The organism is Rhodococcus sp. 05-2256-B1 (assembly GCF_002258465.1).
Taxonomy (GTDB): Bacteria; Actinomycetota; Actinomycetes; order Mycobacteriales; family Mycobacteriaceae; genus Rhodococcoides; species Rhodococcoides fascians.
In genome coordinates this window covers 66,764-90,310 of the sequence record NZ_NOZA01000003.1, presented here as the reverse complement: position 1 = coordinate 90,310, position 23,547 = coordinate 66,764, and the positions used below count along the sequence as shown (strand labels likewise).

At 66.2% G+C, this 23,547-nt stretch carries 25 protein-coding genes and 1 riboswitch; of the genes, 8 read left to right on the top strand and 17 right to left on the bottom strand.

The window, feature by feature from the left end:
• Positions 1 to 13: 13 nt before the first annotated feature.
• Positions 14 to 1,090, bottom strand: coding sequence for a zinc-dependent metalloprotease (locus tag CH285_RS00520; protein WP_094642934.1), 1,077 nt, complete (start codon positions 1,088 to 1,090; stop codon positions 14 to 16).
• Positions 1,087 to 2,457 carry a D-alanyl-D-alanine carboxypeptidase/D-alanyl-D-alanine endopeptidase gene (gene dacB, locus CH285_RS00515; protein WP_094642933.1) on the bottom strand — a complete coding sequence of 457 codons (1,371 nt, stop codon included), beginning with the start codon at positions 2,455 to 2,457 and terminating at the stop codon, positions 1,087 to 1,089. Before dacB ends, CH285_RS00520 begins: the two co-directional genes overlap by 4 nt.
• Positions 2,458 to 2,635: 178 nt before the next feature.
• On the opposite strand from dacB, the gene CH285_RS00510 reads away from it, so the two are divergent.
• Both CH285_RS00510 and CH285_RS00505 read left to right on the top strand, forming a co-directional pair.
• Positions 2,636 to 3,127 carry an inorganic diphosphatase gene (locus CH285_RS00510; RefSeq protein ID WP_027494378.1) on the top strand — a complete coding sequence of 164 codons (492 nt, stop codon included), beginning with the start codon at positions 2,636 to 2,638 and terminating at the stop codon, positions 3,125 to 3,127.
• Between the two features lie 64 nt (positions 3,128 to 3,191).
• A complete protein-coding gene (locus CH285_RS00505) occupies positions 3,192 to 3,650 on the top strand; it encodes a PAS domain-containing protein (RefSeq protein WP_027494379.1) in 459 nt (152 codons plus the stop codon).
• A gap of 61 nt (positions 3,651 to 3,711) precedes the next feature.
• Here the strand turns inward: CH285_RS00505 and CH285_RS00500 are convergent, their stop codons facing one another.
• From CH285_RS00500 to CH285_RS00490, 3 genes are all read right to left on the bottom strand, one after another.
• Positions 3,712 to 4,788, bottom strand: coding sequence for a GGDEF domain-containing protein (locus tag CH285_RS00500; RefSeq protein WP_032364716.1), 1,077 nt, complete (start codon positions 4,786 to 4,788; stop codon positions 3,712 to 3,714).
• 130 nt (positions 4,789 to 4,918) lie between these two features.
• Positions 4,919 to 5,383: a MarR family winged helix-turn-helix transcriptional regulator gene (locus CH285_RS00495; RefSeq protein WP_094715172.1), complete on the bottom strand. Its 465-nt coding sequence runs from the start codon at positions 5,381 to 5,383 to the stop codon at positions 4,919 to 4,921.
• Between the two features lies 1 nt (position 5,384).
• Complete coding sequence (locus tag CH285_RS00490; protein ID WP_027494382.1) at positions 5,385 to 6,212, bottom strand: crotonase/enoyl-CoA hydratase family protein; 828 nt, start codon at positions 6,210 to 6,212, stop codon at positions 5,385 to 5,387.
• 120 nt (positions 6,213 to 6,332) lie between these two features.
• On the opposite strand from CH285_RS00490, the gene CH285_RS00485 reads away from it, so the two are divergent.
• The gene (locus CH285_RS00485) at positions 6,333 to 6,830 is read left to right on the top strand and encodes a 2-oxo-4-hydroxy-4-carboxy-5-ureidoimidazoline decarboxylase (protein ID WP_048316593.1); all 498 of its coding nucleotides are present in this window, start codon (positions 6,333 to 6,335) and stop codon (positions 6,828 to 6,830) included.
• Positions 6,831 to 6,840: 10 nt separating this feature from the next.
• On the opposite strand, the gene CH285_RS00480 is transcribed toward CH285_RS00485, so the two are convergent.
• The gene (locus CH285_RS00480; RefSeq protein WP_027494384.1) at positions 6,841 to 7,065 is read right to left on the bottom strand and encodes a DUF6480 family protein; all 225 of its coding nucleotides are present in this window, start codon (positions 7,063 to 7,065) and stop codon (positions 6,841 to 6,843) included.
• A 28-nt stretch (positions 7,066 to 7,093) separates the two neighbouring features.
• Positions 7,094 to 7,672: a TetR/AcrR family transcriptional regulator gene (locus CH285_RS00475; protein ID WP_032373887.1), complete on the bottom strand. Its 579-nt coding sequence runs from the start codon at positions 7,670 to 7,672 to the stop codon at positions 7,094 to 7,096.
• Between the two features lie 138 nt (positions 7,673 to 7,810).
• Here CH285_RS00475 and CH285_RS00470 point away from each other — a divergent pair, with 138 nt between their 5' ends.
• Genes CH285_RS00470 through CH285_RS00460 form a run of 3 tightly spaced genes read left to right on the top strand, consistent with a single transcriptional unit; the run spans position 7,811 to position 10,281 of the window.
• Positions 7,811 to 8,806 (top strand): hypothetical protein, encoded by a 996-nt coding sequence (locus tag CH285_RS00470; RefSeq protein ID WP_094642932.1) that lies wholly within the window; start codon positions 7,811 to 7,813, stop codon positions 8,804 to 8,806.
• Between the two features lie 11 nt (positions 8,807 to 8,817).
• Positions 8,818 to 9,780 carry an allantoicase gene (gene alc, locus CH285_RS00465; RefSeq protein ID WP_094642931.1) on the top strand — a complete coding sequence of 321 codons (963 nt, stop codon included), beginning with the start codon at positions 8,818 to 8,820 and terminating at the stop codon, positions 9,778 to 9,780.
• Positions 9,781 to 9,807: 27 nt separating this feature from the next.
• Entirely contained in the window at positions 9,808 to 10,281 is a 474-nt protein-coding gene (locus tag CH285_RS00460) for a YbaK/EbsC family protein (protein WP_094642930.1), read from the top strand.
• 11 nt (positions 10,282 to 10,292) lie between these two features.
• Here CH285_RS00460 and CH285_RS00455 read toward each other — a convergent pair whose 3' ends face one another.
• Together CH285_RS00455 and CH285_RS00450 are read right to left on the bottom strand one after the other, a co-directional pair.
• Positions 10,293 to 10,796 carry a hypothetical protein gene (locus tag CH285_RS00455; protein WP_094642943.1) on the bottom strand — a complete coding sequence of 168 codons (504 nt, stop codon included), beginning with the start codon at positions 10,794 to 10,796 and terminating at the stop codon, positions 10,293 to 10,295.
• 154 nt (positions 10,797 to 10,950) lie between these two features.
• Positions 10,951 to 12,282 carry an aminotransferase class V-fold PLP-dependent enzyme gene (locus tag CH285_RS00450; RefSeq protein ID WP_094642929.1) on the bottom strand — a complete coding sequence of 444 codons (1,332 nt, stop codon included), beginning with the start codon at positions 12,280 to 12,282 and terminating at the stop codon, positions 10,951 to 10,953.
• A 54-nt stretch (positions 12,283 to 12,336) separates the two neighbouring features.
• Positions 12,337 to 12,452: riboswitch (SAM riboswitch) on the bottom strand.
• Between the two features lie 195 nt (positions 12,453 to 12,647).
• Between CH285_RS00450 and CH285_RS00445 the strand changes: the two genes are divergently transcribed.
• Positions 12,648 to 16,592 carry a Pls/PosA family non-ribosomal peptide synthetase gene (locus CH285_RS00445; RefSeq protein WP_230593391.1) on the top strand — a complete coding sequence of 1,315 codons (3,945 nt, stop codon included), beginning with the start codon at positions 12,648 to 12,650 and terminating at the stop codon, positions 16,590 to 16,592.
• A gap of 6 nt (positions 16,593 to 16,598) precedes the next feature.
• Positions 16,599 to 17,936, top strand: coding sequence for a M1 family metallopeptidase (locus CH285_RS00440; protein ID WP_032364488.1), 1,338 nt, complete (start codon positions 16,599 to 16,601; stop codon positions 17,934 to 17,936).
• Between the two features lie 83 nt (positions 17,937 to 18,019).
• On the opposite strand, the gene CH285_RS00435 is transcribed toward CH285_RS00440, so the two are convergent.
• The 8 genes from CH285_RS00435 to CH285_RS00400 form a co-directional block, all read right to left on the bottom strand.
• On the bottom strand, positions 18,020 to 18,640 hold the full coding sequence (locus tag CH285_RS00435) for a hypothetical protein (protein WP_094642928.1): 621 nt from the start codon (positions 18,638 to 18,640) through the stop codon (positions 18,020 to 18,022).
• 67 nt (positions 18,641 to 18,707) lie between these two features.
• Positions 18,708 to 19,322 (bottom strand): hypothetical protein, encoded by a 615-nt coding sequence (locus CH285_RS00430; protein ID WP_032382177.1) that lies wholly within the window; start codon positions 19,320 to 19,322, stop codon positions 18,708 to 18,710.
• Positions 19,323 to 19,425: 103 nt separating this feature from the next.
• A complete protein-coding gene (locus CH285_RS00425; RefSeq protein WP_094642927.1) occupies positions 19,426 to 20,676 on the bottom strand; it encodes an MFS transporter in 1,251 nt (416 codons plus the stop codon).
• Positions 20,673 to 21,329: a GntR family transcriptional regulator gene (locus CH285_RS00420; RefSeq protein WP_094642926.1), complete on the bottom strand. Its 657-nt coding sequence runs from the start codon at positions 21,327 to 21,329 to the stop codon at positions 20,673 to 20,675. The genes CH285_RS00425 and CH285_RS00420 overlap by 4 nt, the downstream gene beginning before the upstream one ends.
• A 140-nt stretch (positions 21,330 to 21,469) precedes the next feature.
• Positions 21,470 to 21,667, bottom strand: coding sequence for a hypothetical protein (locus CH285_RS00415; protein WP_027494394.1), 198 nt, complete (start codon positions 21,665 to 21,667; stop codon positions 21,470 to 21,472).
• Positions 21,668 to 21,780: 113 nt separating this feature from the next.
• Complete coding sequence (locus CH285_RS00410) at positions 21,781 to 22,185, bottom strand: DUF2752 domain-containing protein (protein WP_094642925.1); 405 nt, start codon at positions 22,183 to 22,185, stop codon at positions 21,781 to 21,783.
• Positions 22,186 to 22,198: 13 nt separating this feature from the next.
• Positions 22,199 to 22,546, bottom strand: a complete 348-nt coding sequence (locus CH285_RS00405; RefSeq protein ID WP_032369371.1) for a cupredoxin domain-containing protein — start codon at positions 22,544 to 22,546, stop codon at positions 22,199 to 22,201.
• Positions 22,543 to 23,544 carry a HEAT repeat domain-containing protein gene (locus CH285_RS00400; RefSeq protein WP_094642924.1) on the bottom strand — a complete coding sequence of 334 codons (1,002 nt, stop codon included), beginning with the start codon at positions 23,542 to 23,544 and terminating at the stop codon, positions 22,543 to 22,545. The genes CH285_RS00405 and CH285_RS00400 overlap by 4 nt, the downstream gene beginning before the upstream one ends.
• Positions 23,545 to 23,547 lie beyond the last annotated feature (3 nt).

The window sequence follows — 23,547 nt, the reverse complement described above, 5'->3', positions numbered from 1 at the left end:
TCGTTCCGCAGGCTCAGCCAAGGACTCGCGCGACCCACGCATCCGGGTCCTCGATCTCCGACAGCAACGGCAGAGTGTCCGGCCCGGTCCACACCGTGTTGAAGCGTTCCATTCCCACCGAGCCGACGACGTGATCGACGAATGCCTTGCCGCGTACGTATTGCGCCATCTTCGCGTCCATCCCGAGCAGTGTGCGCACGACGCGTTGCACGGGGTTGACCTTGCGTTGGCGTCGCCGATCGAATGCGCGGCGGATCTGCACCACCGACGGCACGACGGCCGGTCCGACGGCGTCCATGACGTGGTCGGCGTGACCTTCGAGCAGTGTTCCGAGAACGAGAAGCCGGTCGATCGCCTGCCGCTGCGGCTCGGGCTGGGTCGCGCGGAGCAGACCGATGATGCCGGCGTCCTCGGCGGATCCGCCGGGGTTCTTCCTGGCCTTCAGAGCGCCGCTCAACCGAGTGAGGACATCGGACATCGGCTCGTCGGTGCCGTCGGAGAGCAATCCGACGTTGTCCCGCATGTACTGCCCGAGCCACGGCGCGGAGGAGAACTGCACTCGGTGGGTCACCTCGTGCAGGCATACCCAGAGCCGAAAATCACTGGGTGAGACGCGAAGTGCACGTTCGACGGCGATCACGTTGGGTGCGACCAGCAGCAGGGTGCCGCTCTCACCGGTGAACGGATCGTACTGTCCCAGAATGGCACTGGACAGGAACGCGAGCATGGCACCGGCCTGCAACCCGGCGGGCTTGCCACCGAGCAGACCGGTCGGGGGTGCCTCGTTCTCGTCCCCGGTGAGGTGCTTCATCGACGCGGCCGCCGCTGCGATCCATCCTGCTCGATCGACCACCTGGGCGTCGGGCACCGGCAGGCCATCGGCCAGGCCTGTCGTCTCCCGCACCGGACCCTCGGCCCGAATCGATGCTGCGGCAAGCTCTTCCACGGCCGCGTCGGCGGTGTATCGCGAGGTGGCCGGTCCCGGGCGGGCCAATCTCGCTCCGGCCTTCGCGGCCACCGCCCAGTCGACTGCGCCGGCGAACCCGGACGTGGCGTCGTTGTCGTCGGCGGTTGCTGTTTCGGTGCTCATCGGCAACCACACATTCTCAGGGTCGATGCGACGGCATCGAGGGCGGGTCGACTGACATCGGGTGGCCGGTCGTTGGACATCAGGGCGAACGTCAGGATCCGGCCGTCGACGTCGACGACGTATCCCGCCAAAGCGCTTGCAGCGGAGAGAGTTCCGGTCTTCGCACGAACCCAGCCGGCACCGGTACGATCACCCGAGGCGTACCGATCGGACAGCGTTCCGGTGGCACCGGCGACCGGCAGGTAGTCGAGCATGGGCCGCAGCGCCGGCTGACCGCTCCCGGCTGCCGACGTCAACACCTGATCGAGCAGGCGCGCGGGAATCCTGCCGTCGACCGACAGTCCGCTCGCGTCCTGCAACGCCAGACCGGCCATGTCGAAGCCGACCGAGAACAGGGTCTGGCCGATGGACGCCACCGCCCCGGAAAAGCTTGCCGCCGTGTTCATCTCGAGCGAGAGTTCTCGGCCCACCGCTTCGGCGAGCACGTTGTCGGACCGATAGATCATCTGCTGCAGCCGATCTCGCAACGGGGCCGACTGCACCGATGCGATCTGATCGGCACCCTCCGCCGCCTTGCCCGTCGTCACCGCAGCGGGGTCGACGCCGAGTCCCGCGGCGAGGGCGCGGCCGGCATCGAGGGCAGGCGTGGTGCTGCGCGGCGATTCGTCGACGAGGGGGTTCGAGCGGCCGCCGTCGAGCATGATCGGTTCGATCGGGGTGATCGATCCGGCGGCGATGTCGGCCGGGAACCAGCCCTGGGCCATCGTGTCGCCGGAGTAGATGGACGTGTCGACGCTGATGCTGCGTACTGCGGTTCCGCTGCGACGGATCTGCTCCACCAGGTCGTCGATGCGTGCCGCTCCCGGATAGAACCCGGTCGTACCCACCGGCAGGGCGGTGAGCGTGGGGTCACCGCCGGCGATCAGCACGATGTTGCCCTCACCGCTGCCCTGGACCACCCGGGTCGCGACGCGGTGGTCGGACGGAAGCGCGACCATCGCGGCCGCTGCCGTGAGCACCTTGGTCGTCGATGCGGGAGTCATGGGCGTGTCGGGATTCTGCGACCACAGGATCTGGCCGGTCTGCGCGTCGGCCACGGTTCCGGTGAAGGTGCCGAGCGCGGCGTCGTCCACCACGGGTGCGAGCGCGCCCGCGAGACCGGCTGCGCTCGGCACCGGGGCGGAGTCGGGGAACGCGGTGATCGACGGGTTCGGCAGCACCGTCTCGGGTGGGGGTGCGATCGCGGCGTCGGCACTCTCGGAGACCCTGGGCAGCACCAGAGCGGCGGTCGTGACGGCAAGGACCACGACGAACACCGCGCACAGCGTGAGGATCAACCGCTTCTTCCTGCGTCTGCGCCCCGCCATGGGACCGAGGAATCGCCGTGTCAGCCCCGCCACCGTTCCTCCGTCATTGCCGTGGTCGTACCCATGATCATCGAGTCAACAGTATCCTCGGGTCCGGTAGCCTTGCGCCGCCACCATAGAGACATTCGCAAACCACTCGAGCCCGCTCGGGCTCGAACCAAGACAGTGAGGACTGCACGTGTCGTTCGACGTCACCATCGAGATCCCCAAGGGGCAGCGCAACAAGTACGAGGTCGACCACGTCACCGGACGTGTTCGCCTCGACCGCTACCTCTACACCGCGATGGCGTATCCGGCCGACTACGGCTTCATCGAGAACACCCTGGGCGAGGACGGCGATCCTCTCGACGCGCTGGTGCTGCTGCCCGAGTCGGTGTACCCCGGTGTCATCGTCGAGGCCCGCCCGGTGGCCATGTTCAAGATGGTCGACGAAGCAGGCGGCGACGACAAGGTGCTGTGTGTGCCGGCCGGCGACACCCGCTGGGATCACATCCAGGATCTGAGCGACGTCTCGACCTTCGAGCTCGACGCGATCAAGCATTTCTTCGTCCATTACAAGGATCTCGAACCCAACAAGCACGTCACCGGTGCAGACTGGGTGGGTCGCGCAGAAGCCGAGGCCGAAATCGCTGCGTCCTTCAAGCGTTTGACGGACAATCCGGGTCACTGATCCTTTCGGCATCACAACACCTCGTTTCGGCCGTGTGCCGACGAACCACAGTTTGGGGAGACGTATGACCGACAGCACTTCCAACGGCACCGCCGGTGATCGGCGCAATCTGGAGTCGCGGCCGATATCGGACCCGACCCAGTTCCCCGATCTGCCGGTGACCGTCGTTCTCGACCGGATCCCGGTACCGATTCTGGCTGTCGATCCCACCGGTGCCATCGTGTTCGCGAACGAGGCCTTCGACGATCTGTTCGGACTCGACCGGACAGAACGAGAGGACTTCCACCTGCACGACATCTTCCCGGATCGAGCTCCGGAGGGCGTGAACGTCGCGGAGATGTTCCTGACCACCGTCGCCACCCGTGCGGACTCCCTGTGGCGGATGACCGACAAGACCGGCGACATCGTTCAGGTGCGGGCCAGCAAGTCGATTCTTCGGCGCACCGAGGACACCATCGTGCTCGTCGCGTTGGAGGATTTCACCGACCAGCTGTGGAACGACCCGAAGAGCGCTCTGCGCTGAAGGCTCGAATCGTTCTCCCCAGAACGTTTCCCGGGAACGACCAACGGTGTACATCGGCATGTCAGGTGCCGGTGTACACCGTTGCTTTGTTTCCACCCGCGTGTTTCGACTCGTACATCGCTGCGTCGGCGTCGAGCAGTCCGTTGTGCATCAACTCGGCCGACTCGTAGGTCGAATCGGCCGACCGCCACCGGCCGGCATCGAGTATCGCGACCCCGATGCTGACCGTCACCGGCACGTCGTCGCCTGGATCGTGCACCGCCTCGCGAATGTCGTCGGCCAGGTGTTTCGCGGAGTCGGCGTCGACCGGAACGGCAATCGTGAACTCTTCACCTCCGGTCCGCGCCACGCACGGACGTCTACCGGTGACAGCGCTCAGCCGCCGCGCTGTCCGGCGAAGAACCCGGTCACCCATCGCGTGGCCGAAGGTGTCGTTGACCCGCTTGAACTGGTCCAGATCGACCACCATCAACGCCACGGATTCGGTGTCGGCCAATCTGCCCAGCATCCGCTCGAGCCGCAGTTCCAGACCGCGCCGATTGAGCAGGCCCGTCAAGGAGTCGGTGTTGGCGAGGTCGAGCTGGCGTTGGATGACTGCGCGAAAGGCGAGCACCGAGTTGACCACGAGCACCGTGACGAGAGCGCGCGCGACGATCGAGGCCGGGTCGTCCGGGCGTTCGAGGACGGCCAGTACCGCGAGCAGCAGAATGACGGCGTTGACGAACGCCGTGTGAAATTTCAGTACGTTGCGGCGGGAGAAGTACGCGATGTAGGTGCCGATCACCGAGAACAGGGCAGCCCCGTACAGAGCCAGGTCCCGGTCCGCAAAGGTCAGCAGTAGCCCCGACACCCCCACGTCCGCATAGATCACGAACCATCCGGGCATGTGCGAGGCGTCCACCGACCGTAACCACCACCACGCTCCCACCGGCAGGGTGGAGAGCAGCACGATCGTGCAGATCAGCACGGCCGTCGTACCCACCGGACCGTCGTCCGACAGCATGATGATCGCGCCGATCACGCCGAACGACGGGACGAGCACTGCGATACCCCTGGCCACGCGACGCTCGAGCCGGATCGAGCCCGATCGGGGTCCGATCTCGGACGACGGGGAGGGTACGTCGTGATCGGTTGGCATCGCGTCCCCTCCGTCCGTTCCGAGCAGTCCGAGCATCCGGGTACGACGGCGTCGCGCCCCGGCCGTCGAGGCAGGGCTCGAGCGTACGAAACGACTCGACCGTCGGCACCGAGTTCTCGGAGTCCGAGGCTCAGACGTTACCCGGGCGTTGAGTGGGCAGGTCCGGTCTGATGGTCTCGTAATCGGTCAAGAATCGGTCCAGCAGACCGACCAGCTTCGCCCGATCCTCCTCGGCCCATCCTTCGATGACTCGTCCGAGGTTCTCGGTACGGCGTTGCTGGATGGCGGCTGCAGCTTCCTCGCCGGACGGGGTGACGGCCAGAACGAATGCCCGCCCGTCACGTTCGTCGGGTACCCGAGCGACATGTCCTCGCTCGACCAGCTGGCCTACCTGCCTGCTGACCGTGGACGGGTCCGAGTTGACCATCGCGGCGAGCTCGCTGGACCGCATCGGTCCGTCGCGCAGCAGGCGGAACAGGCATACGTAGGCGGCACCGTCGACGCCGCCCGAGGACGAGATCTGCGCGATGTTGCGCTCCCGAATCCGCTGCAGCCGAACCAGCTGTGTACCCAGCTCTTCGGCGTATTCGACCACGTCAGCTACCGGTGAATTGGGCCGGACGCTTCTCGAACACCGAGGTGATGGCCTCGGTGAGATCGTGTGAGGCGAGGAAAGCCGCATTCCAGGCCGCAACGAATCTCAGCGAGTCGTCGACGCTCGCCGACCGGGAATGGTCGAGGACGGTCTTGATGCCCTGCACCACCAGGGGCGGGTTCGCAGCAATGGCCGCGGCGCACTCGCGGGCGGCCGCGAGGACGGCATCGTGGTCTTCGAACACGTCGTTGACCAGGCCGATCTTCTCGGCGCGCGCCGCGTCGATGTCCTTGCCGGTCAACGCGAGCTCACGCAGGTGGCCGTCGCCGATGATCGCGGGGAGTCGAGCGAGAGATCCCATGTCGGCGACGATCGCGACACGCACCTCGCGGACGCTGAACTTCGCGTCGGCGCTGGCGTATCGCACGTCGGCGGCGGTGATGAGGTCGACGCCGCCACCGATGCACCAACCCTGCACTGCGGCGACGACGGGCTTGCGGCAGTCCGCCACGGCGTTGACGGCCTTCTGCATCGTCTTGATGGTGTCGTGGAACGTGGTCCTGGGTCCGGCGAGTGCTTGGTCGGCCATCAGCGGCCCGAACGTTCCTGCCATGGCCGGCAGGTCGAGACCGTAGGTGAAGTTCCTTCCGGAGCCCGCGAGAACCACGGCCCGTACCTCTGGATCGGCATCGAGTCGGTCGAACAGTTCTGGGCATTCGCTCCAGAAATCAGGGCCCATGGCGTTGCCCTTGTTCGGCCCGAGAAGTGTCACGTGCGCGATGTGGTCTGCGATCTCCACAGAGAATGCGGTCCAGTTCCGTTCGGTCATGCCTGCGAGCCTAGCGGCAGACGCAGCAGTACCCACAGGGCGTGTTACGCCGAGTAACGTCTGCGCTAAGAGCCTGCTCAGATATGGCAATGGCCGACTCCGGTCCCTCATCATTCATGCATGTTGATGCATCAGGGGTTGGGTCTCGAGACATTCAACGATCTGCCGCGTCGCAAGGCGGTACATGCGCTCTACGAGTGCTGTTGCTCGGTTGCCTGGGCCTCACGTCTCGCGGACGGCCGCCCGTACCGGTCGCGGGACGAGTTGTTCACTGCGGCGGCCGCCGAGCTGAACGAGTTGTCCGACAACGTCATCGACGCCTTGGCCGCGACGCTGCCCGAGCCGAACAAGATGTGCACGGCCATGGACGCAGAATCACGTAGCGCCCTGGGCACCGCAGCGCGCGCGTACGAATCGAAATTCGGCTGGCGGTACGTCTCGAACCTGATGATGACTCCCGACGGTTTCGAACCCAGGGACGTGCTGATGGAGCTCGGCCACCGACTCGACAACGACGAACCGACCGAACGGCTGGTCATGCGCAGAGAGTTGATCGCGATCGATCACCGCCGCCTCGGCCGACTGTTGGGTCCCGAAGGCGGCTGGCCGCCGTACTGATATTGCGAGGTCAGCCGAAGAGGCCGACGACTCGGCCGATCAAGCCACCGGCGATCACGATCGCCAACAATGCCACCAGAACGATGACGACGATCGGCATCACTCGGCTGCGCTGCGGCGGTTCGTGGTTGGGCCCACCGACTGCTGTCTCGGCTGGAGGAGTATCGCCCGGCGTCACGCTACCGCCCGCTTCGAGGCCGGCAGTCTCATCGGGTTCTGGATTCTGAGCAGTCATGAACCCGGAGTACCCGGTAGCGCAGCCCTCAATCGAGCTGTGCTCTGGCTATCGCTCCGGCGAACAGTTCCGACACGGCATCGGCAATGACGGACCGGTCGATCTCCTCCGGATCCACCGAATGTTCCACGGCCAATCCGGAGATCAACGCAGCCAAGGACATCGCGAGGCGTCGAGCATCGAACGCCTCCCCCACACCCCACTGCACCGCTCGATCGGCGATGAGTCGTTCGAGCTCGGAGCGGAGGGCACGACGGTCGGTGCGGTAGCGCTCGGCAATCACCGGGTCACGGCCCGCGAGAATCCCGAATTCGACGGTCAGTAGTGGCCACCGCGGCTCGGCGACCACCCAGGACGCGATTTCGCCGCCGCCGGCTCCCGCAGCCGCCTGTGGGTCCAGGTCGGACACGTGAGCGAGTACTCGGGCGGCGAGGTCGAGTGAGCGCTGTGCCAGCAGTTCGGCGAACAGCCCTTGCTTGGAATCGAAGTTGGAGTACACGGCCCCCTTCGTGAAGCCGGCACGATCGGCAATGTCGGTGAGCTTGGCCGCCGCGTATCCGCGCTCGGTGAACTCGTCGGCCGCTGCGGCGAGCAGTCGTTCTCGCACATCGGTGCGCTGCGGCCTGCGCTGTGGCTGTGTCGATCGCCACTCTTCTTGCTGCTCGGCATTCACGATACCTAGAGTATTGAATACCTCGGGTATCGACAAGGTCTTCGAGTCTCGACATGTTCAGGAGCACTTTTCATGCGCAAGATGTCACTACTCGCCGCCGCAGTGCTGGTGCTGCAACTCGGCTTCATCATCAGCTACGTGTCGGCGTTCCATCAGCCGACTCCCCACGCGATTCCGATCGCCGTGGTGACCGAGGCCGGGCTTCCCGCCGGCCTGGACCAGCAGACCGCCGACCGCCTCGACGCCGTCGACGGGGCACCGCTCGACGCGCGTACGGCAGCGGATACCGCCGAGGTTCGCACCCTGCTCCGCGATCGGGACATCCTCGGCGCCTACGTCGTCGGCTCGAGCGGCACCGACACACTGATCACCGCGAGCGCTGCCGGCAGCTCGGTGGCGACCGCCCTCGAATCGATCTTCACCGAGGTCGATGCCGCTCAGGGACGCCAATTCGTGGTGCGTGACGAAATCCCGGTCGGCGTGCATGACAACCGTGGATTGTCCGGCTTCTACCTGTCGGTGGGCTGGGTCGTCGGCGGCTACCTCCTCGCGGCCGCCTTCGGTCTGCTCATCGGGGCACCGACGACCCGACGCGAAACCTGTGTCCACGTCGGCATTCTCGCCGCGTACTCGATTGCCTCGGGCGCACTGGGAGCACTGCTGACCACCCATGTACTCGGAACCTTTGCCGGACACTGGTTTCCGCTCACCCTGCTGGGCACCGGGGTCGTCTTCGCCACCGGGCTGTTCACGATGGGCCTGCGAGCCCTGATCGGAGTGGCCGCGGTACCGGCGGCGATCGTGCTGTTCGTCATCCTCGGAAATCCCAGCGCTGGAGGCGCTTTCGGAGCCAACGTACTGCCGCATGTGTACGCGTCGATCGGCCGGTGGATCACCCCGGGCATCGGCACCGAAGGAGTACGCAGCATCGTGTACTTCGCGGGTGCGGGGGTCGGGCAGCCGGCACTCGGACTGGGTCTCTACATCCTGATCGGCGTGCTGCTGATGGCTGCGGCAGCGGTTCTGCGCCGTCGTCGCAGCGCCGGTGAATCGATGCCGAGCCAGTAAAGTGGCATCCCATGACTGCCACCTTCCCTCTGCCGATGCCCGATCTCGCTGTCCGCACACTCGGTGGCGCAGTGGTGTGGGCGAACGACGAGACGTTCGCCGAGAAGGAAAATCTGATCACACCGGGCAAAGCCGACTACTCGACCGCGACGTTCGGGCACAAGGGGCAGATCTACGACGGGTGGGAGACGCGGCGCCGACGCGAGGCCGGATACGACGAGGCGATCGTGCGACTCGGAGCTGCCGGCATCGTGTCGGCCGTCATCGTCGATACGTCCTGGTTCACCGGCAACTATCCGCCGGAAGTTTCGATCGAGGCCGCCGAGGTGACCGGATTCCCGTCACCGACCGAGCTGTACGAGACGGAATGGACGACCATCGTCGCCCGTAGTTCCGTCGATGGCGACAGCGAGAACCGATTCGAGGTCGCGTCCGACGCCCGGTGGACGCACGTCAAGCTGTCCATCTACCCGGACGGCGGCGTCGCTCGGCTGCGAGTACTGGGCCGCGGCGTCCCGGACCCGAAGTTCCTCGCCGTCGGGCCCGTCGACCTGGCCGCGCTCGAGAACGGCGCATACGTCTCGGCCTGCTCCAACATGTTCTACAGCTCCCCCAACAATCTGCTGTTCCCCGGCCCGCCGCGCTCGATGGGCGAAGGCTGGGAGACCTCGCGTCGACGCAACGACGCCAACGACTGGGTGCAGGTGCAGCTCGCCGGCACGGGCCGAATCCGGCTGGCCGAGCTGGACACCAGTTGCTTCCTGGGCAACGCCCCCGGCGCGGCATCCCTGCAAGGGCGACTGGGCGACGGCGACTGGATCGAACTGCTGCCGCGAACGACACTGCAGCCCGACACTCGGCATCGCTTCGTCCTCGACCACGACGCCCCGGTGTCGGAGGTGCGAATGGACATCTTCCCCGACGGGGGAATGGCGCGATTGAGACTGTTCGGTGATCTCGACCTGTCTGCGTAAACGGTCGTGTGGCAATAGGGTTGGGGCATGTCCCGGCTACTTCATCCGAATGCAGCCCACGTTGCCGACACCCTGATTTCTCGTGGTCATCACGGGGTGGTGGTGAACAGTCCCGAGGGCACCCACACCGCCGCCGACGCCGCAGCTGCGTTGGGCGTCGATGTGGGTGCGATCGTGAAGTCGATGGTGTTTCTGCTCGACGACGAGCCGGTGTTGCTCCTGGTGTCCGGGGCTCACAATGTTCATCTCGAACACACCGGTGAGCGTCTCGGCGGCACGCTCGCCCGGGCCGATCTGCGTACCGCCAAGCACGCCACCGGCCAGCCGATCGGGGGAATCGCTCCGGTGGGCCATCCGACGAATTTGGATACGTTCGTCGATCAGGACCTGGCGGCCCACCCGGAACTGTGGGCCGCGGCCGGGCACATCGACACGATCTTCCGCTCGTCGTACTCCGAGTTGCTGCGCATCACCGCAGGTCTGGCGATCGACGTCACCTGAGCTCGATCGACCTAGGAAGCAAGGGTCGGGGCAATTCGGGGTGCGCCGAGGATCGCGTCGACGACGTCGGTGTCGAGGCGGGTGCCGCGCGATTCGAGGAGCGGCAACACTCCCGCGGCCAGGAACGTCGACTGCCGCTCGATCTCGCCGTGCACCTGCAGCGTCACGCCGTCGGCGACGTCGGCCGCGGTCACGTCGGAGATCAAACTTGCCAGTCCCGACGGGGTACCGACGTACCGGATGGACGACGGGGTTGCCGGCGCGTCGAGTGCGGCGAATTCCCGACGGGCCGTCCTGGCGTCGGCAGCGATGTAGATCTCGAGATCGAGGAAGACCGCGAGATTGTCGGCCGATTCACCGCGGTCGACGGCTTCTGCGTGCAACCGGGCGCGTTGCTGCTGAGCTTCCCGCAGGTCCGATGCAACGATTCTGACGGTGTTCACCTCGGGCCCGGCGGTCAGCTCGGTCCAGACGTCAGCGGATTCGATGGCTATGCGGGTGTGATTGTGCGACATGAGTGGTGGTCCTGATTCGTCGGTCGGGATGCGCATGCGGTCGGAGCGGAGCCGAACTCGAACACGACCCGGACGCAGTGCGGCACAGATCGACATACCTGTTGCACCAGTGGCGATTGCCACGCGACACGACACTCACGGTCATGACGCCATGCTAACTGCCTGCGGGGCTGCACGGGGATCCAACCCCGGCGGCCCCATCGGCCAGGGCGGGGAACGGCCGAGGGTCCGGTACGGGGTTCCACCACCCGGCTTCTTCGGCGTAAGCCCATGTCGGCCCGGACTCGACGAACGCTGCCAACGCGTCGACGAGTCGGTCCACGTCGGCCGAGGAACTGCCGAGACCGATACTGGCCCGCACGGCACCGTCGGCATGACCGAGCCGGCGCAGCAGCGGGTGGGCGCAGAACTTTCCGTCGCGCACTCCGATGCCGTGTTCGGCCGACAGGTACGCCGCCACTTCACCGGGGTCGTGGCCGGCGACGGTGAAGGTGACGATGCCGACGACGTCGGGCGCGTCGGCCCACACCTGCAGCAGTTCGACACCCTTCAGCGCGGCCAACCCGTCCCGCAATCGGGTGGACAATTCCCGCTCGTGCGTCGTCGCGGCGTCCTCGTCGAACGACGCGATGGCCTCGCACGCCGCCGCCAGCGCGACGACACCGAGCACGTTGGGCGTTCCCGCCTCGTGACGCTGCGGTGCGGGAGCCCAGTCGGTGTGCTCGATCGTCACACTGCGCACGGCACCGCCGCCGGCCAGGTGGGGCTCGCCCGCGTCGAGCCAATCACGGCTTCCCACAAGCACACCCGCGCCGAACGGGGCGTAGAGCTTGTGACCGGAGAACGCCAGATAGTCCACACCGAGTGCGGCGATGTCCACTCGACGGTGCGGAACGAGCTGTGCGCCGTCGACGACGATCCGGGCACCGTGTCGATGCGCGAGATCGGCCAATTGCTCGATGGGGAGCACTTCGCCGGTGACGTTCGATGCACCCGTGATGGCCAGTAGCGCAGCAGGTTTCGCAGCCAGTTCGGCGTCGAGCCGGGCGAGCGTTTCGGCCAGCGTCGATGCTGCGACCACCACTCGGCGATTGCGCCACGGCAGGAGGTTGGCGTGGTGTTCGATATCGAGCACCACAGTGTCCCCCGGCACGCACGCGGCCAACAGATTGAGCGAATCGGTGGTGTTGCGCGTGAACACGACCACTGAATTCGGCTGTGCACCAACGAATCCAGCCACGGTCTCACGCGCCTTCTCGTACGCCGCGGTGCACACCCGAGACGCGTAGCCGGCCCCGCGGTGCACGCTCGAATAGAACGGCAGCAACTCCGCGATCCGATCGGTCACTGCGGACAGCGCAGGCGCGCTGGCCGCGTAATCGAAATTGGCGTAGGTGCACGTGCCGCCGTGAACCAACGGAACCTGCAACTCCGTGCCGGAAACAGGGGCAAAAGGAGTGCAGGGACGGGAAAGTACAGACGTCATGACAGATCAAGCCCTCACGTTCGAGGGACCCGCAACGGAAGATATTCGTGAACGAGTCCGCGCTTGCCGCACCGATTTTTCGGTGTCAGCCTGGTCGTCACCCGGAGCACCCCACCGCGAAGGAGGGTTGCCGACCAGCAAGCCGGGGCTCGATGCTGGTACTCGTGACCGTGGTCAAGACACTGGCAAACCCGCCACGGTTTTGTCAAGCCGGGGATCGCTCCGACACAGCAGTAGGATTTCCGCGGTGGGAAGGCGCGCTCGTTCACCTGCTGGCAAACAGAACGTGAGATAACCAACGGCGCTGCTTTCCCCAGCACCACAAGAGTCATCTGCCAACGAACGAGAAGGACACCCGGTTGCCTGTGCACCAAGAGAACGATCTGCCGGGTTCGAGCACGGATATCGCACCTGCTCCGGCCGCGTTTCTCCGCTCGCCCCTTGCCCCGCCGGCCCGCACACTGATCGACGTACTGCAGGAGACCGCCGATCGCTTCCCGGATGCACCCGCGATCGACGACGGGACGGTGTCGGTCAGCTACGCCGAACTGCTGGACGACATCGCCGAGGGTGCCCAGTGGCTCGCCGACGCCGGTGTCCGGCGCGGCGACCGCGTCGGCATCAGGATGCCGTCGGGGTCCTTCTCGCTCTATGTCGCGATTCTGTCGATCCTCGATGTCGGGGCTGCGTACGTACCCGTCGACGCCGACGATCCGGAAGAGCGCGCCGAATTGGTCTTCGGTGAGGCGCAGGTGACGGCCATCGTCACTGCGGGCGGAATCGCTGCCGGCACCGCGCCGAAACAGAATGCGCCCGAACTGGGTGCCGGTACTCCGGTGCCCGAGCTGCCCACACCCGAGGACGACGCGTGGGTGATCTTCACCTCGGGTTCGACCGGAACCCCCAAAGGTGTTGCAGTCAGCCACCGTAACGCCGCGGCATTCGTCGACGCCGAGGCCCGGATGTTCCTGCAGAAGGATCCGCTGGGGCCGGGAGACCGAGTGCTCGCCGGCCTGTCGGTCGCGTTCGACGCATCCTGCGAGGAGATGTGGCTGGCGTGGCGGCACGGTGCCTGCCTCGTACCCGCCCCGCGCTCTCTGGTGCGGTCCGGCTTCGACCTCGGTCCGTGGCTCGTCTCCCGAGACATCAGCGTCGTCTCGACGGTGCCTACGCTGGCGTCACTGTGGCCCGCCGTGGCACTGGAAGCGGTGCGGCTGTTGATCTTCGGCGGCGAAGCATGCCCACCCGAGCTGGCCGAGCGGCTGGCCGTCGAAGGCAGGGAAGTCTGGAACACCTACGGCCCCACCGAGGCGACGGTTGTCGCGTGCGCGTCCATCATGGACGGTAAAGGTCCGGTCCGCATCGGATTACCGCTGGACGGTTGGGATCTGGCGGTCGTCGACGCCTCGGGCACTCCGGTGGCGGTCGGCGAAGTGGGCGAGCTCGTCATCGGCGGCGTCGGCCTCGCCCGGTATCTCGATCCGGCCAAGGACGCCGAGAAGTACGCACCCATGCCCTCTCTCGGGTGGGACCGGGCGTATCGCAGCGGCGATCTGGTGAAGCTCGAGCTCGAAGGACTGCTGTTCCAGGGCCGCGCCGACGACCAGGTCAAGCTCGGCGGCCGACGCATCGAGCTGGGCGAGATAGACAATGCGCTGCAAGCACTTCCGGGCGTCGGCGGTGCGGCCGCGGCAGTCCGCAAGACCGCTGCGGGCAACTCGGTTCTGGTGGGATATCTCGCCAGTACCAATCCCGACTTCGACCTGGAGGCCGCGCGCGCCTTGTTGGCCGAGCAGTTGCCGTCGGCGCTCGTACCGCGGCTCGCGCTGGTCGACGAGATGCCCACACGTACCTCGGGCAAGGTCGACCGCAATGCGCTCCCGTGGCCGCTGCCCGGCATGGCGGGCGCGTCGGCGCTCGGAGGTACCGCGGGGTGGGTGGCCGAGTTGTGGACCAACATCCTCGGCGCTCAGGTCAACGACGAGAACGCCGACTTCTTCGCCAACGGCGGCGGTTCACTGTCGGCCGCTCAGCTGGTGACGGCACTGCGCGAGCGGTTCCCCGAGATCACCGTCGCGCAGCTCTACGACCACCCGCGGTTGGGTTCTCTGGCACAGTATCTGGACGACCTGAAGCCTGTCGTGGAGGCAATCCCCCGCGATGTGGCACCGACGTCCCGCACCGCGCAGTGGGCACAGATTCTGGCGACCGTGCCGTTGACGACCCTGACCGGGTTGCAGTGGGTCACCTGGCTCGGCCTGCTGTTCAACGTCATGGCCTGGTTCGACGACGTGCCGTGGGCTCCGACGCTGTCGTGGTGGTGGATTCTTCTCGCGTTCGTCCTGTTCATCACCCCGGTCGGGCGCATGGCCATCTCGGTGATCGGCTCGCGGATACTGCTGGCGGGGTTGAAACCCGGCGCATATCGACGCGGCGGCAGCATGCACATAAGACTATGGGCGGCAACGAGATTGACCGATGCCAGTGGCGCGTCCAACCTGTCGGGCGCACCGTGGATGGTCTATTACGCGCGCGCTCTCGGCTCGAAGATCGGTAAGGGCGTCGACCTGCACACCCTGCCGCCCGTGACCGGCATGCTCGAACTCGGCGACGGCTGCTCCATCGAACCCGAGGTCGACCTGTCCGGTCATTGGATCGACGGCGACCTCGTCTACATCGGCGGCATCGAGATCGGAGCGGGTGCCACTGTCGGCGCACGCTCCACGCTGCTGCCCGGCACCAAGGTCGGCAAGAACGCGGTCGTGACGGCCGGCTCCGCCGTCGTCGGACGAGTCAAGGCCGGCCAGATGTGGTCCGGCTCGCCCGCGCAGAAAGTGGGCAAGGCCGATCATCCGTGGCCGGCGGAGACCCCGCCGCGCGCCACCAAGTGGGTGTTCGCCTACGGCGTCGCGTCGCTGTTCCTCTCCGGCATGGCCCTGTTCTCCATCGGCGTCAGCCTGGTGCTGATGGGCTGGTGGATTCACACCGCGGACTCCGTGCTGGGGGCCTTCGAGCGCGGCTTGGTGATGCTGCCCGTCGCCACTCTGGTGTCGTTGGCGGTGTTCGCGCTGATCACCGTCGTCGCGGTCCGGTTGCTCGGCATCGGGCTCGTCGGCGGCTACCACCCCGTGCGCAGCCGCATCGGCTGGCAGGTGTGGGCCACCGAACGCCTGATGGATTCGGCGCGCACCTTCCTGTTCCCGCTCTACGCGTCGCTGCTGACACCGCATTGGCTCCGGTTGCTGGGCGCGAAGATCGGCAAGGACGTCGAGGCGTCGACCGTGCTGATGATTCCCAAGTTCACCACGGTCGCCGACGGCGCGTTCCTCGCCGACGACACCATGGTCGCGAGCTACGAACTCGGCGGCGGCTGGATGCACCTGGGCGACGCCAAGGTGGGCAAGCGGGCGTTCCTCGGAAACTCCGGCATGACGGGACCGGGGCGGACCGTCCCGAAGAACGGTCTCGTTGCGGTGCTGTCGGCAACTCCGGACAAGGCGAAGTCGGGCTCGTCGTGGCTCGGTAGTCCGCCGGTCCGGTTGCGCCGCGCGGCAGGCAGTGCCGACTCATCGCGCACGTTCGACCCGCCTCGGAAGTTGAAGATCGCCCGTTCACTCGTAGAGACGTGCCGGCTGATTCCCGTCGTCGTGACGTTCGGTATCGGGCTCGGCGTGTTGTTCGGACTGACCGCGATTGCCGACTCGATCGGCTACTGGCTCGCTGCCGCGCTCAGCGGTGTCGTGTTGCTCGTCGCCGGCTTCGTGGCTGCAGCTGTGTCGGCGGCCGCGAAGTGGCTGTGGGTCGGCCGGATCGGCAAGACCGATCATCCGCTGTGGAGTTCGTTCGTCTGGCGCAACGAGGTGGCCGACACGTTCGTCGAGACCGTCGCCGCACCGTGGTTCGCGCGCGCTGCCGAGGGCACCGCGGTGCTCAACATGTGGCTGCGGTGGCTCGGGGCGGACATCGGTCGAGGTGTGTGGTGCGAGACGTACTGGCTCCCCGAGGCAGACCTCGTGACGTTGGCCGACGGTGCGACGGTGAACCGAGGGTGCGTTGTGCAGACGCACCTGTTCCATGATCGGATCATGTCCATGGACACCGTCGATCTCGGCAGAGGCGCAACCCTGGGACCGCACTGTGTCGCTTTGCCTGCATCGGGTATAGGTGATGGTGCGACGGTGGGGCCTGCCTCTCTGGTGATGCGCGGCGATACGGTTCCCGCGCATACTCGTTGGCAGGGCAATCCGATCGCGCCGTGGGCCAAGGGTGATCCCTTTCCGCGGATTCGCGACGACCGAAACGAGGGGTGATCTTCAATGCCGGACAGGCTCGTGGCACCGGTGTTCGACGTCGACTCCAGTGACAATCCGATCGATACGTATCTTCCGCAGAACGGCAATCGCGGCTATCGCGTCTCGCGCTACGAACTCGACCTCGAGTACAAGGTCGAGAGCAACCGATTGACGGGCAAAGCGAAGATCACCGCGGTCACCACGGCGACGGTCTCGAAATTCGCGTTGGATCTCGGCCCGGCGATGAACGTGTCGAAGGTGTCGGTCAACGGGTCACGTTCGGTGAAATTCAGCCACCAGCGGGGCAAGCTGAAGATCACTCCCGCCAAGCCCATCGCGTCCGGAGCGGCACTGGTGGTCACGGTGGCGTACGGCGGAACACCCAAGCCCATCAACGGTTTCTGGGGTGAGGTCGGCTGGGAGGAGCTCACCGAGGGATCGATCGTCGCGAGTCAGCCGAACGGTGCCGCGTCGTGGTTTCCGTGTGACGACCACCCGGTGTCCAAGGCCAGCTACGGCATCACCATCACCACCGATTCGCCGTACTACGCGGTGGCCAACGGCACGTTGGTACGCAAGCAGACTCGGGCCAGCCGGACCACGTGGGTGTACGAGCAGCCCGAGCCGATGGCGAGTTATCTCGCGACCATTCAGATCGGGCCGTACGAGCATCGCGTCGTCAGCCCGGGACCGGTGCCGATGAACGCGATCACGCCCCCGCGGCTACGAGCGCAGTTCGATCACGACTTCGGCCGTCAACCGCAGATGATGGATACCTTCGTACGGCTCTACGGCCCTTACCCTTTCGCGGCGTACACCGTGGTGGTGACCGACGACGATCTCGAAATCCCGGTCGAGGCGCAGGGCCTGTCCATCTTCGGTGCGAACCACTGTTCGGGTTCCCGGTACTACGAGCGTCTGGTTGCACACGAATTGGCGCACCAGTGGTTCGGCAATTCCCTGACCCTCGGCAAGTGGGCAGATATCTGGCTGCACGAAGGATTCGCTTGCTACTCGGAATGGATCTGGGCCGAGAACTCCGGCGGCGCAACGGCTCACGACAAGGCCAAGCGAGCTCACACCATTCAGCGAGGGCTCGCGATGGATCTGCAGCTCACCGATCCCGGGCCCGCCCGCATCTTCGACGACCGCGTCTACAAGCGGGGCGCTCTGGCCCTGCACGCACTGCGACGCACCATCGGCGACGAACGATTCTTCGGCCTGATCCAGGAATGGACCTCCAAATACCGCTACTCGACCGTGGCGACCGCCGACTTCACCGACCTCGCCTCTCGCTTCGGTTGCCCCCGAACCCTGTGGGACGCATGGCTTGTGGACACGCAATTGCCGTCGTTGCCGTAGGTCCAGCGGGCAATCGGCTCCCCGGTTTCGGAAATGTGCCTCCGATCAGAGGCATATTTCCGAGTCTGGGGAGCCGATTGTCGTCAGCGATACCCGAGCGAGACCGCAAGGCCTGCCACGGCGTAGCCGTACAGCGCGACCGTCGCCGACGCCTGTCGCCAGAAGCCCGTCGGGAACGACGCCGCCCAGCGTCCCTTGCCGTCCAGTTTCAGATCGCAGGGGAAGTCGCTGATGACCATCGCTGAAGCCGGTTGTTTCGAGTGCGCGAGCACCACACCGGTGGTGAACGGCAGTCCCCGAACGAACAGGTGCCCGCGCGCATCCCCCGCTCGATAGCGGACCGTGGATTCCGTCAACGGTCCTGTGTACCAACGCCGTTGGACGTTCCACCCGGTGGCGTGTGCGAGTCGGAGGTTGCGATCGCCGCGTAGTGCCGTGTCCACGGTCTCGACGTGTGCGATCACTCCCCAGCGCAGCATCGACACCCACGAGGCGATCCGTCGGTAGCGAAACACCAGAGCCCCGAACAGAACGATCGCGAACATGTACGGCACCAGCGCGGGATACCTCGACCAGCATGCGGCAGGCACGATCACCGCGACGAGAAACCAGTACGCTTCGCGTCGATTCCAAACCGTGACACCAACGATCAAAGCTGTCGGGGGCACCCGATACGGCGGGACCGTGCGCGAGGACTGCAACATGATGGCGCTGATCCTAGGGCCGAACCGGCCGACTCGCAGCGATCCGCTCGGTTCCGACCGGCGTGCGTCACGGCGCGGGGGTGACCTCAGGAGGTAGCGGCCGTGCCGTGTCGCTCAGCTCTCCTGGCTCGTACACATCGAAGGGGGCGTCCACAGATAGAGAACCGGCGCGCTCGAACTCGAAGGTCACAGGAATCGAAGTTCCCGGCGCGAGTTCTCCGTCGGTCAACTCGAGAGTCACGGTGAACGGCTGGTCGGTTCCGTCGTCTCCACCATCCAGGTTTTCCACCGGTTGGCCGGCCGCGATAGACGTCGCGGGTTCGATAACGAGTTGGTCGGCGGTGGCGTCGATAGTCACCGCAGACGCCGCGGAAGAAGTTATTCCAAGTAAGCGATCCGTCCCTGTCCCGGCAGTGTTCACCGCTGTGAACTCCAGGTTCGCGTTTCCGTACGCCGAGGCGGAACTGTCGGGCGTGGCACCGGTGAGCTCTGCTTGCACGGTGACGCTTTGCAACTCGATACTGCCGGCCTCCTCTGCTGCGCCGGTATCTTGCGCGATGACCGGGTCGTTCGAGCAGCCGGCCAGAGCGCCGACGGTAGCAAGAGCCGCACATGCAGCGATAATCGAATCGGAGCCGACACGACGACGCCGACGGGCGGGAGCACGTCCGTTCGTATTCATGCGCTGAGGGCTACCCCGAGCTGGGTCGGACCAAACGGGATGAGCACCTGCCCTCCCTCGTGCGCGTTGTGCGTCCCTCCAGGTACGCACAACGCGCACGACCCTAGGGCAGGTGAGCGGACGTCTTCGATCGCACCACCAGGCCACACAGTGCCGCCATCACCGCGCCGAATCCGAAGATGATGGGATACGTGACCACCCCTGGCCAGGTTTCGGTCAGCGCCGACAGCACAGCGGGCACCGCAAAGCCGAGATACGTCAGCGAATAGAACACAGCGGTAAGGCCGGCGAGATCGTCGGGGCCCGCAATGCGTTGCACCTCTTGCAGACCCGAAACCAGCGCCATGCCGTACCCGCACCCGAGCACCGCTGCCGCGATCAATGCCGCGGCGATGGTGAGCACCGACGCCGCCCACGCCGCGACAGCCATACCGACCACTAACAGAGACAGCGCAACCAAAGCGCCGCGGGCATTGGCGGGTGTGTCGATCCGACGCCCGACAGCCTGGATCGCGAATCCGGAACCGAGGGCGATCACCGCCATCGCCGCGGACAGGGCGACGGGGTAACCGCCACCGGGCTCGTCGGCCAACGCGTCGGCCATCAGCGACGGCAGCACGGCATAGGCGACGCTGGCCGCACCGAAAACCCAGGGGGCCAAGGGCAACACGACGAACAGGAAGCGTCGATGCGACGCAGACGGGATTTTGAGATCGTCGACGAGGCTCTTCCTCCCCGAAGATGCTGCGGCGCTGCGTGTCTCCGGGACCGACAGGATGCCGATGGACGCGGCGATGCAGATCAGCACGTGCACGCTGTACGCGAGGTGCGTCGGCCAGGGTGCCCACTGCGCCAGCACACCGGCGACGCCGGCTCCCAGGGCAAATCCCGCCGTCAACGACATCGCGGCGCGGCGCGCTCCGGCACCGGGCTTGGCGGTGGCGTCGCGACTGGAAAGTTCCTTGACCCAGCTGCCGCCGACGGCCATACCGATTCCGAGCGCGATGCCGCTGAGCACTCGTCCGCCGAAGAGCAAGTAGGCGTTGTCGGGTCCGAGGGCGATCAGAATGGACCCGGCCGCGGCAATTGCGGGCGCGGGCAACATGATCGGGCGTCGGCCGAGCCGATCGGACAACGGACCACAGATCAGCATCGCCGGAATGATGCCCAGAACGTACGCGAACAGGAACGTATCGACCACCACGGCAGAGAAGCCGTGGTCGAGTCGATACATCACCAAAAGCGGTGTGAATTCGTTGCCGCCCCAGGCGACGGCGAACATGCCGACGGCAACCAACAGCCAGCGTTTGGCCGTCGTCTGTCGGACGTCGTCGTCGATCATGGCCTCGGTCATCGTGTTCCCCCTCTGTCTGTGCGCAAGCCGTGCACCCTGAGCATGTGTTGTTCGACGGCTCGCTCGAATTCGTCTGCGTCCCCGGCTTCGATCAGGTCGGCGAGTCTGCGATGGTCGTCGACGATGCGGGAGATCTGACCCGGATCACGGGTCAGGGATGCCGCTGTCATCCGTCGCTGTCGCTCGCGAAGTCCGTCGTAGAACGCGTCGAGCAACGGGTTGTTGCCGGCGCGAACGACGGTCCGATGGAAATCTGCGTCGGCGGCACTGAACTCCGCTGCGGTGCCGTCGGCTGCGAGCTTGTCCTGGATTCGCAGGTTGTCGCGTAGCGCCTCGACCACTCGTGCGCGGGCATCCGCATCGCCGACGAAGGCGCGAACACTGCCGGCCTCGACCAATCGCCTCGCGTCGACGACGCTCTCCGCCTCACCCACCGCGATGGGGACGACCAGCGCCCCGCGCTTGGGATAAAGGCGCATCCATCCCTCGACCTGGAGGCGAAGGAATGCCTCGCGGACCGGTGTGCGGCTGATGTCGAGCCGCGTCGCGATCTCCCCTTCACTGACGAGCTCACCACCGGGAAGTTCCCCCGAAATGATGAGCTCCTTGACAGTCAGATACGCCGTATCGGCTGCGGATCTCGTCTCGGACACAACATAGATACTAGATGCGCCTCAGCAGTCCACCCAACTCGACCTATCCCGACGGTCCACTCAACGTGACATTGACCCCCGAAAAGGCCACCAAATGTCACATTGACTCCCCGAGGGGAGTCCAGAGGGGGAGACAGCGGTCAGGGCACCCAGTGCCTGGCGGCGATGTCGTCGATCACCGGGTCTCCGTCGGGGGCTGCGTCCAGTGCTTCGAGGTCGTCGCGCAGTGCGTTCAGGCGGGGGTCGTCGCCCTCTGCCTGCTCGGCTGCCGTGCCTCCGTCGTCGGCGATCTGGGCGAGCAGTTTCGCTCGCACCCGATCTCGCAGTGAGTCGCTCATTCGTCGTCACCCTTCTTGAAGACGCGTCGGGCCGTGGGGATGAGCGCGATGAGCACGCCCAGCAGCACGATGATCGAGAAGATTTGCAGCAGCACAGCAGCCTCCTAGGGATGTCAGGTCGGGGCGAGGGCGGTGCCCCACGCAGTGTTGCGCACCACGGTGAACAAGACCAATAGGGCAACCCCGACGACGACGGTCGGGCGATTGGGACGAGGCAGCGTCAGTGGCGTCTGCGTCCATCGTGCTCGCAGCCACGCGGCCCAGACACCGATCGCGACGACACCGAGCACCACCGCCACGACGTTGCTCGACGCGGCAGCCACGATGTCTCCGCGAGTGAGGTCGCCGAAAGCCCTGGTCGCACCGCAACCCGGACACCACAGTCCGGTCAGGGCGTGGAACGGGCACGGCAGGTACGTCGAGGTTCGGGGATCGCGGATGTGCAGCAGCACAGCACCGCCGACTGCGGCCAGGCCGACGCCGAGAGGAGCGGCGATGCAGCGCGTCCGGGTTGCCATGACTAGCAGTCCATCACGGTTCGACGATGATCGTCGCGGTCATGTCGGGGTGCGGGGTGCAGTGGTAGGTGTAGGTGCCCGCGGTGTCGAAGGTGTGGGTGAACTGCCCCGACTGCATCAGTTCGCTGCGGAACGACTTGTCGTCGGCGACGACGTTGTGTGCCATCGCGCGGTCGGCGAACACCCAGGTCACGGTCTCGCCCGCCGTGATCGTCAGAGACTGCGGCGTGAACATCCGGTCGGCGACGGTGACCTGGTTCTCGGCAGCGGGCTCGGCGGGTGCGGCCGGGGTGGTCGAGGTGGAGCAGGCAGTCGCGGCCAATGTGATCGACAGTGCCGCGAGCAATCCGAGTGCCTTCATGACGTCGACGGTACCGAAGCGGCTCGTTCTCTCCGATCCAGCAGGTAGGTCGCCGTCAGCGCGATCGAGCGGTCCGCATCCTGAGTCAGCTCGCGCAGAGCCTGCGCCGCCGCCGGACCCGGAATGCTGGCCAGCGCCTGGGTCACCCGTAGGCGCGCCGCAATCTCACTCGGACCGTCCATGAGGGCCGCGACTGTCGAGTCTTCGTAGCCGAGCTCACCGAGCACGTCAGCCGCGTCCACATCGTTCGTACCCTCGTGGACCATGTCGATCAGCACCGCAATCGCGTCGACGACCCCTCGGGCACCCAGTTCCAGCGCGGCGAGTCGTCGTACCTGCCCGTCCTCGTGGCCCAGCGCCTCCCGCAGCACCTCGGTGGCGTCGGGATGCGGAATCTCGACGACGGTATCGACGGCGCGGCGACGCACCTCGGGATCCGGTGAGTCGAGGCCCTGCCGCAGCGCCGAGACGGCGTCGCTCCCGGTCTGCGCGAGTGCCCATCGCAGCGCGCCGGCGACGTTGGTTGCGGGCTCGCGCAACACCGCCTCGGCCAGAGCCTCGGCCGGGATGGGGCGATCTCCGACGGAGGACAATGCCGCAGACTGCCGCTTCCCCGCGCTCACCGAGTCCAGGTCTCCGAGCATGCCGATGACACCGAGGACGTCCTCCCAATCCTCCGGTCGGGCGCTCCCGATGCGGCGCAACCGCGTCAGCAGCTCGGTATCTCGCGCGATGCGCTCTTCGGCTCGGGTAGCCAGCTCGTCGACGAGTCCCGTCGCCGCGAAACTCGGATCGTCCAGTGCACGCCCGACGTCGTGCAGGGACAACCCGAGCGACCGGAGCGATTCGACGTGGAACAGACGACGCACGTCGGCCGGAGAGTATTCGCGGTATCCGGTGCCAGTCCGCGAGGTCGGCTGCACGAGCCCGAGCCGGTCGTAGTGCCGAAGCATGCGCGCGCTGACCCCGGACCGCCGCGCCACCTCACCGATCAACATCTG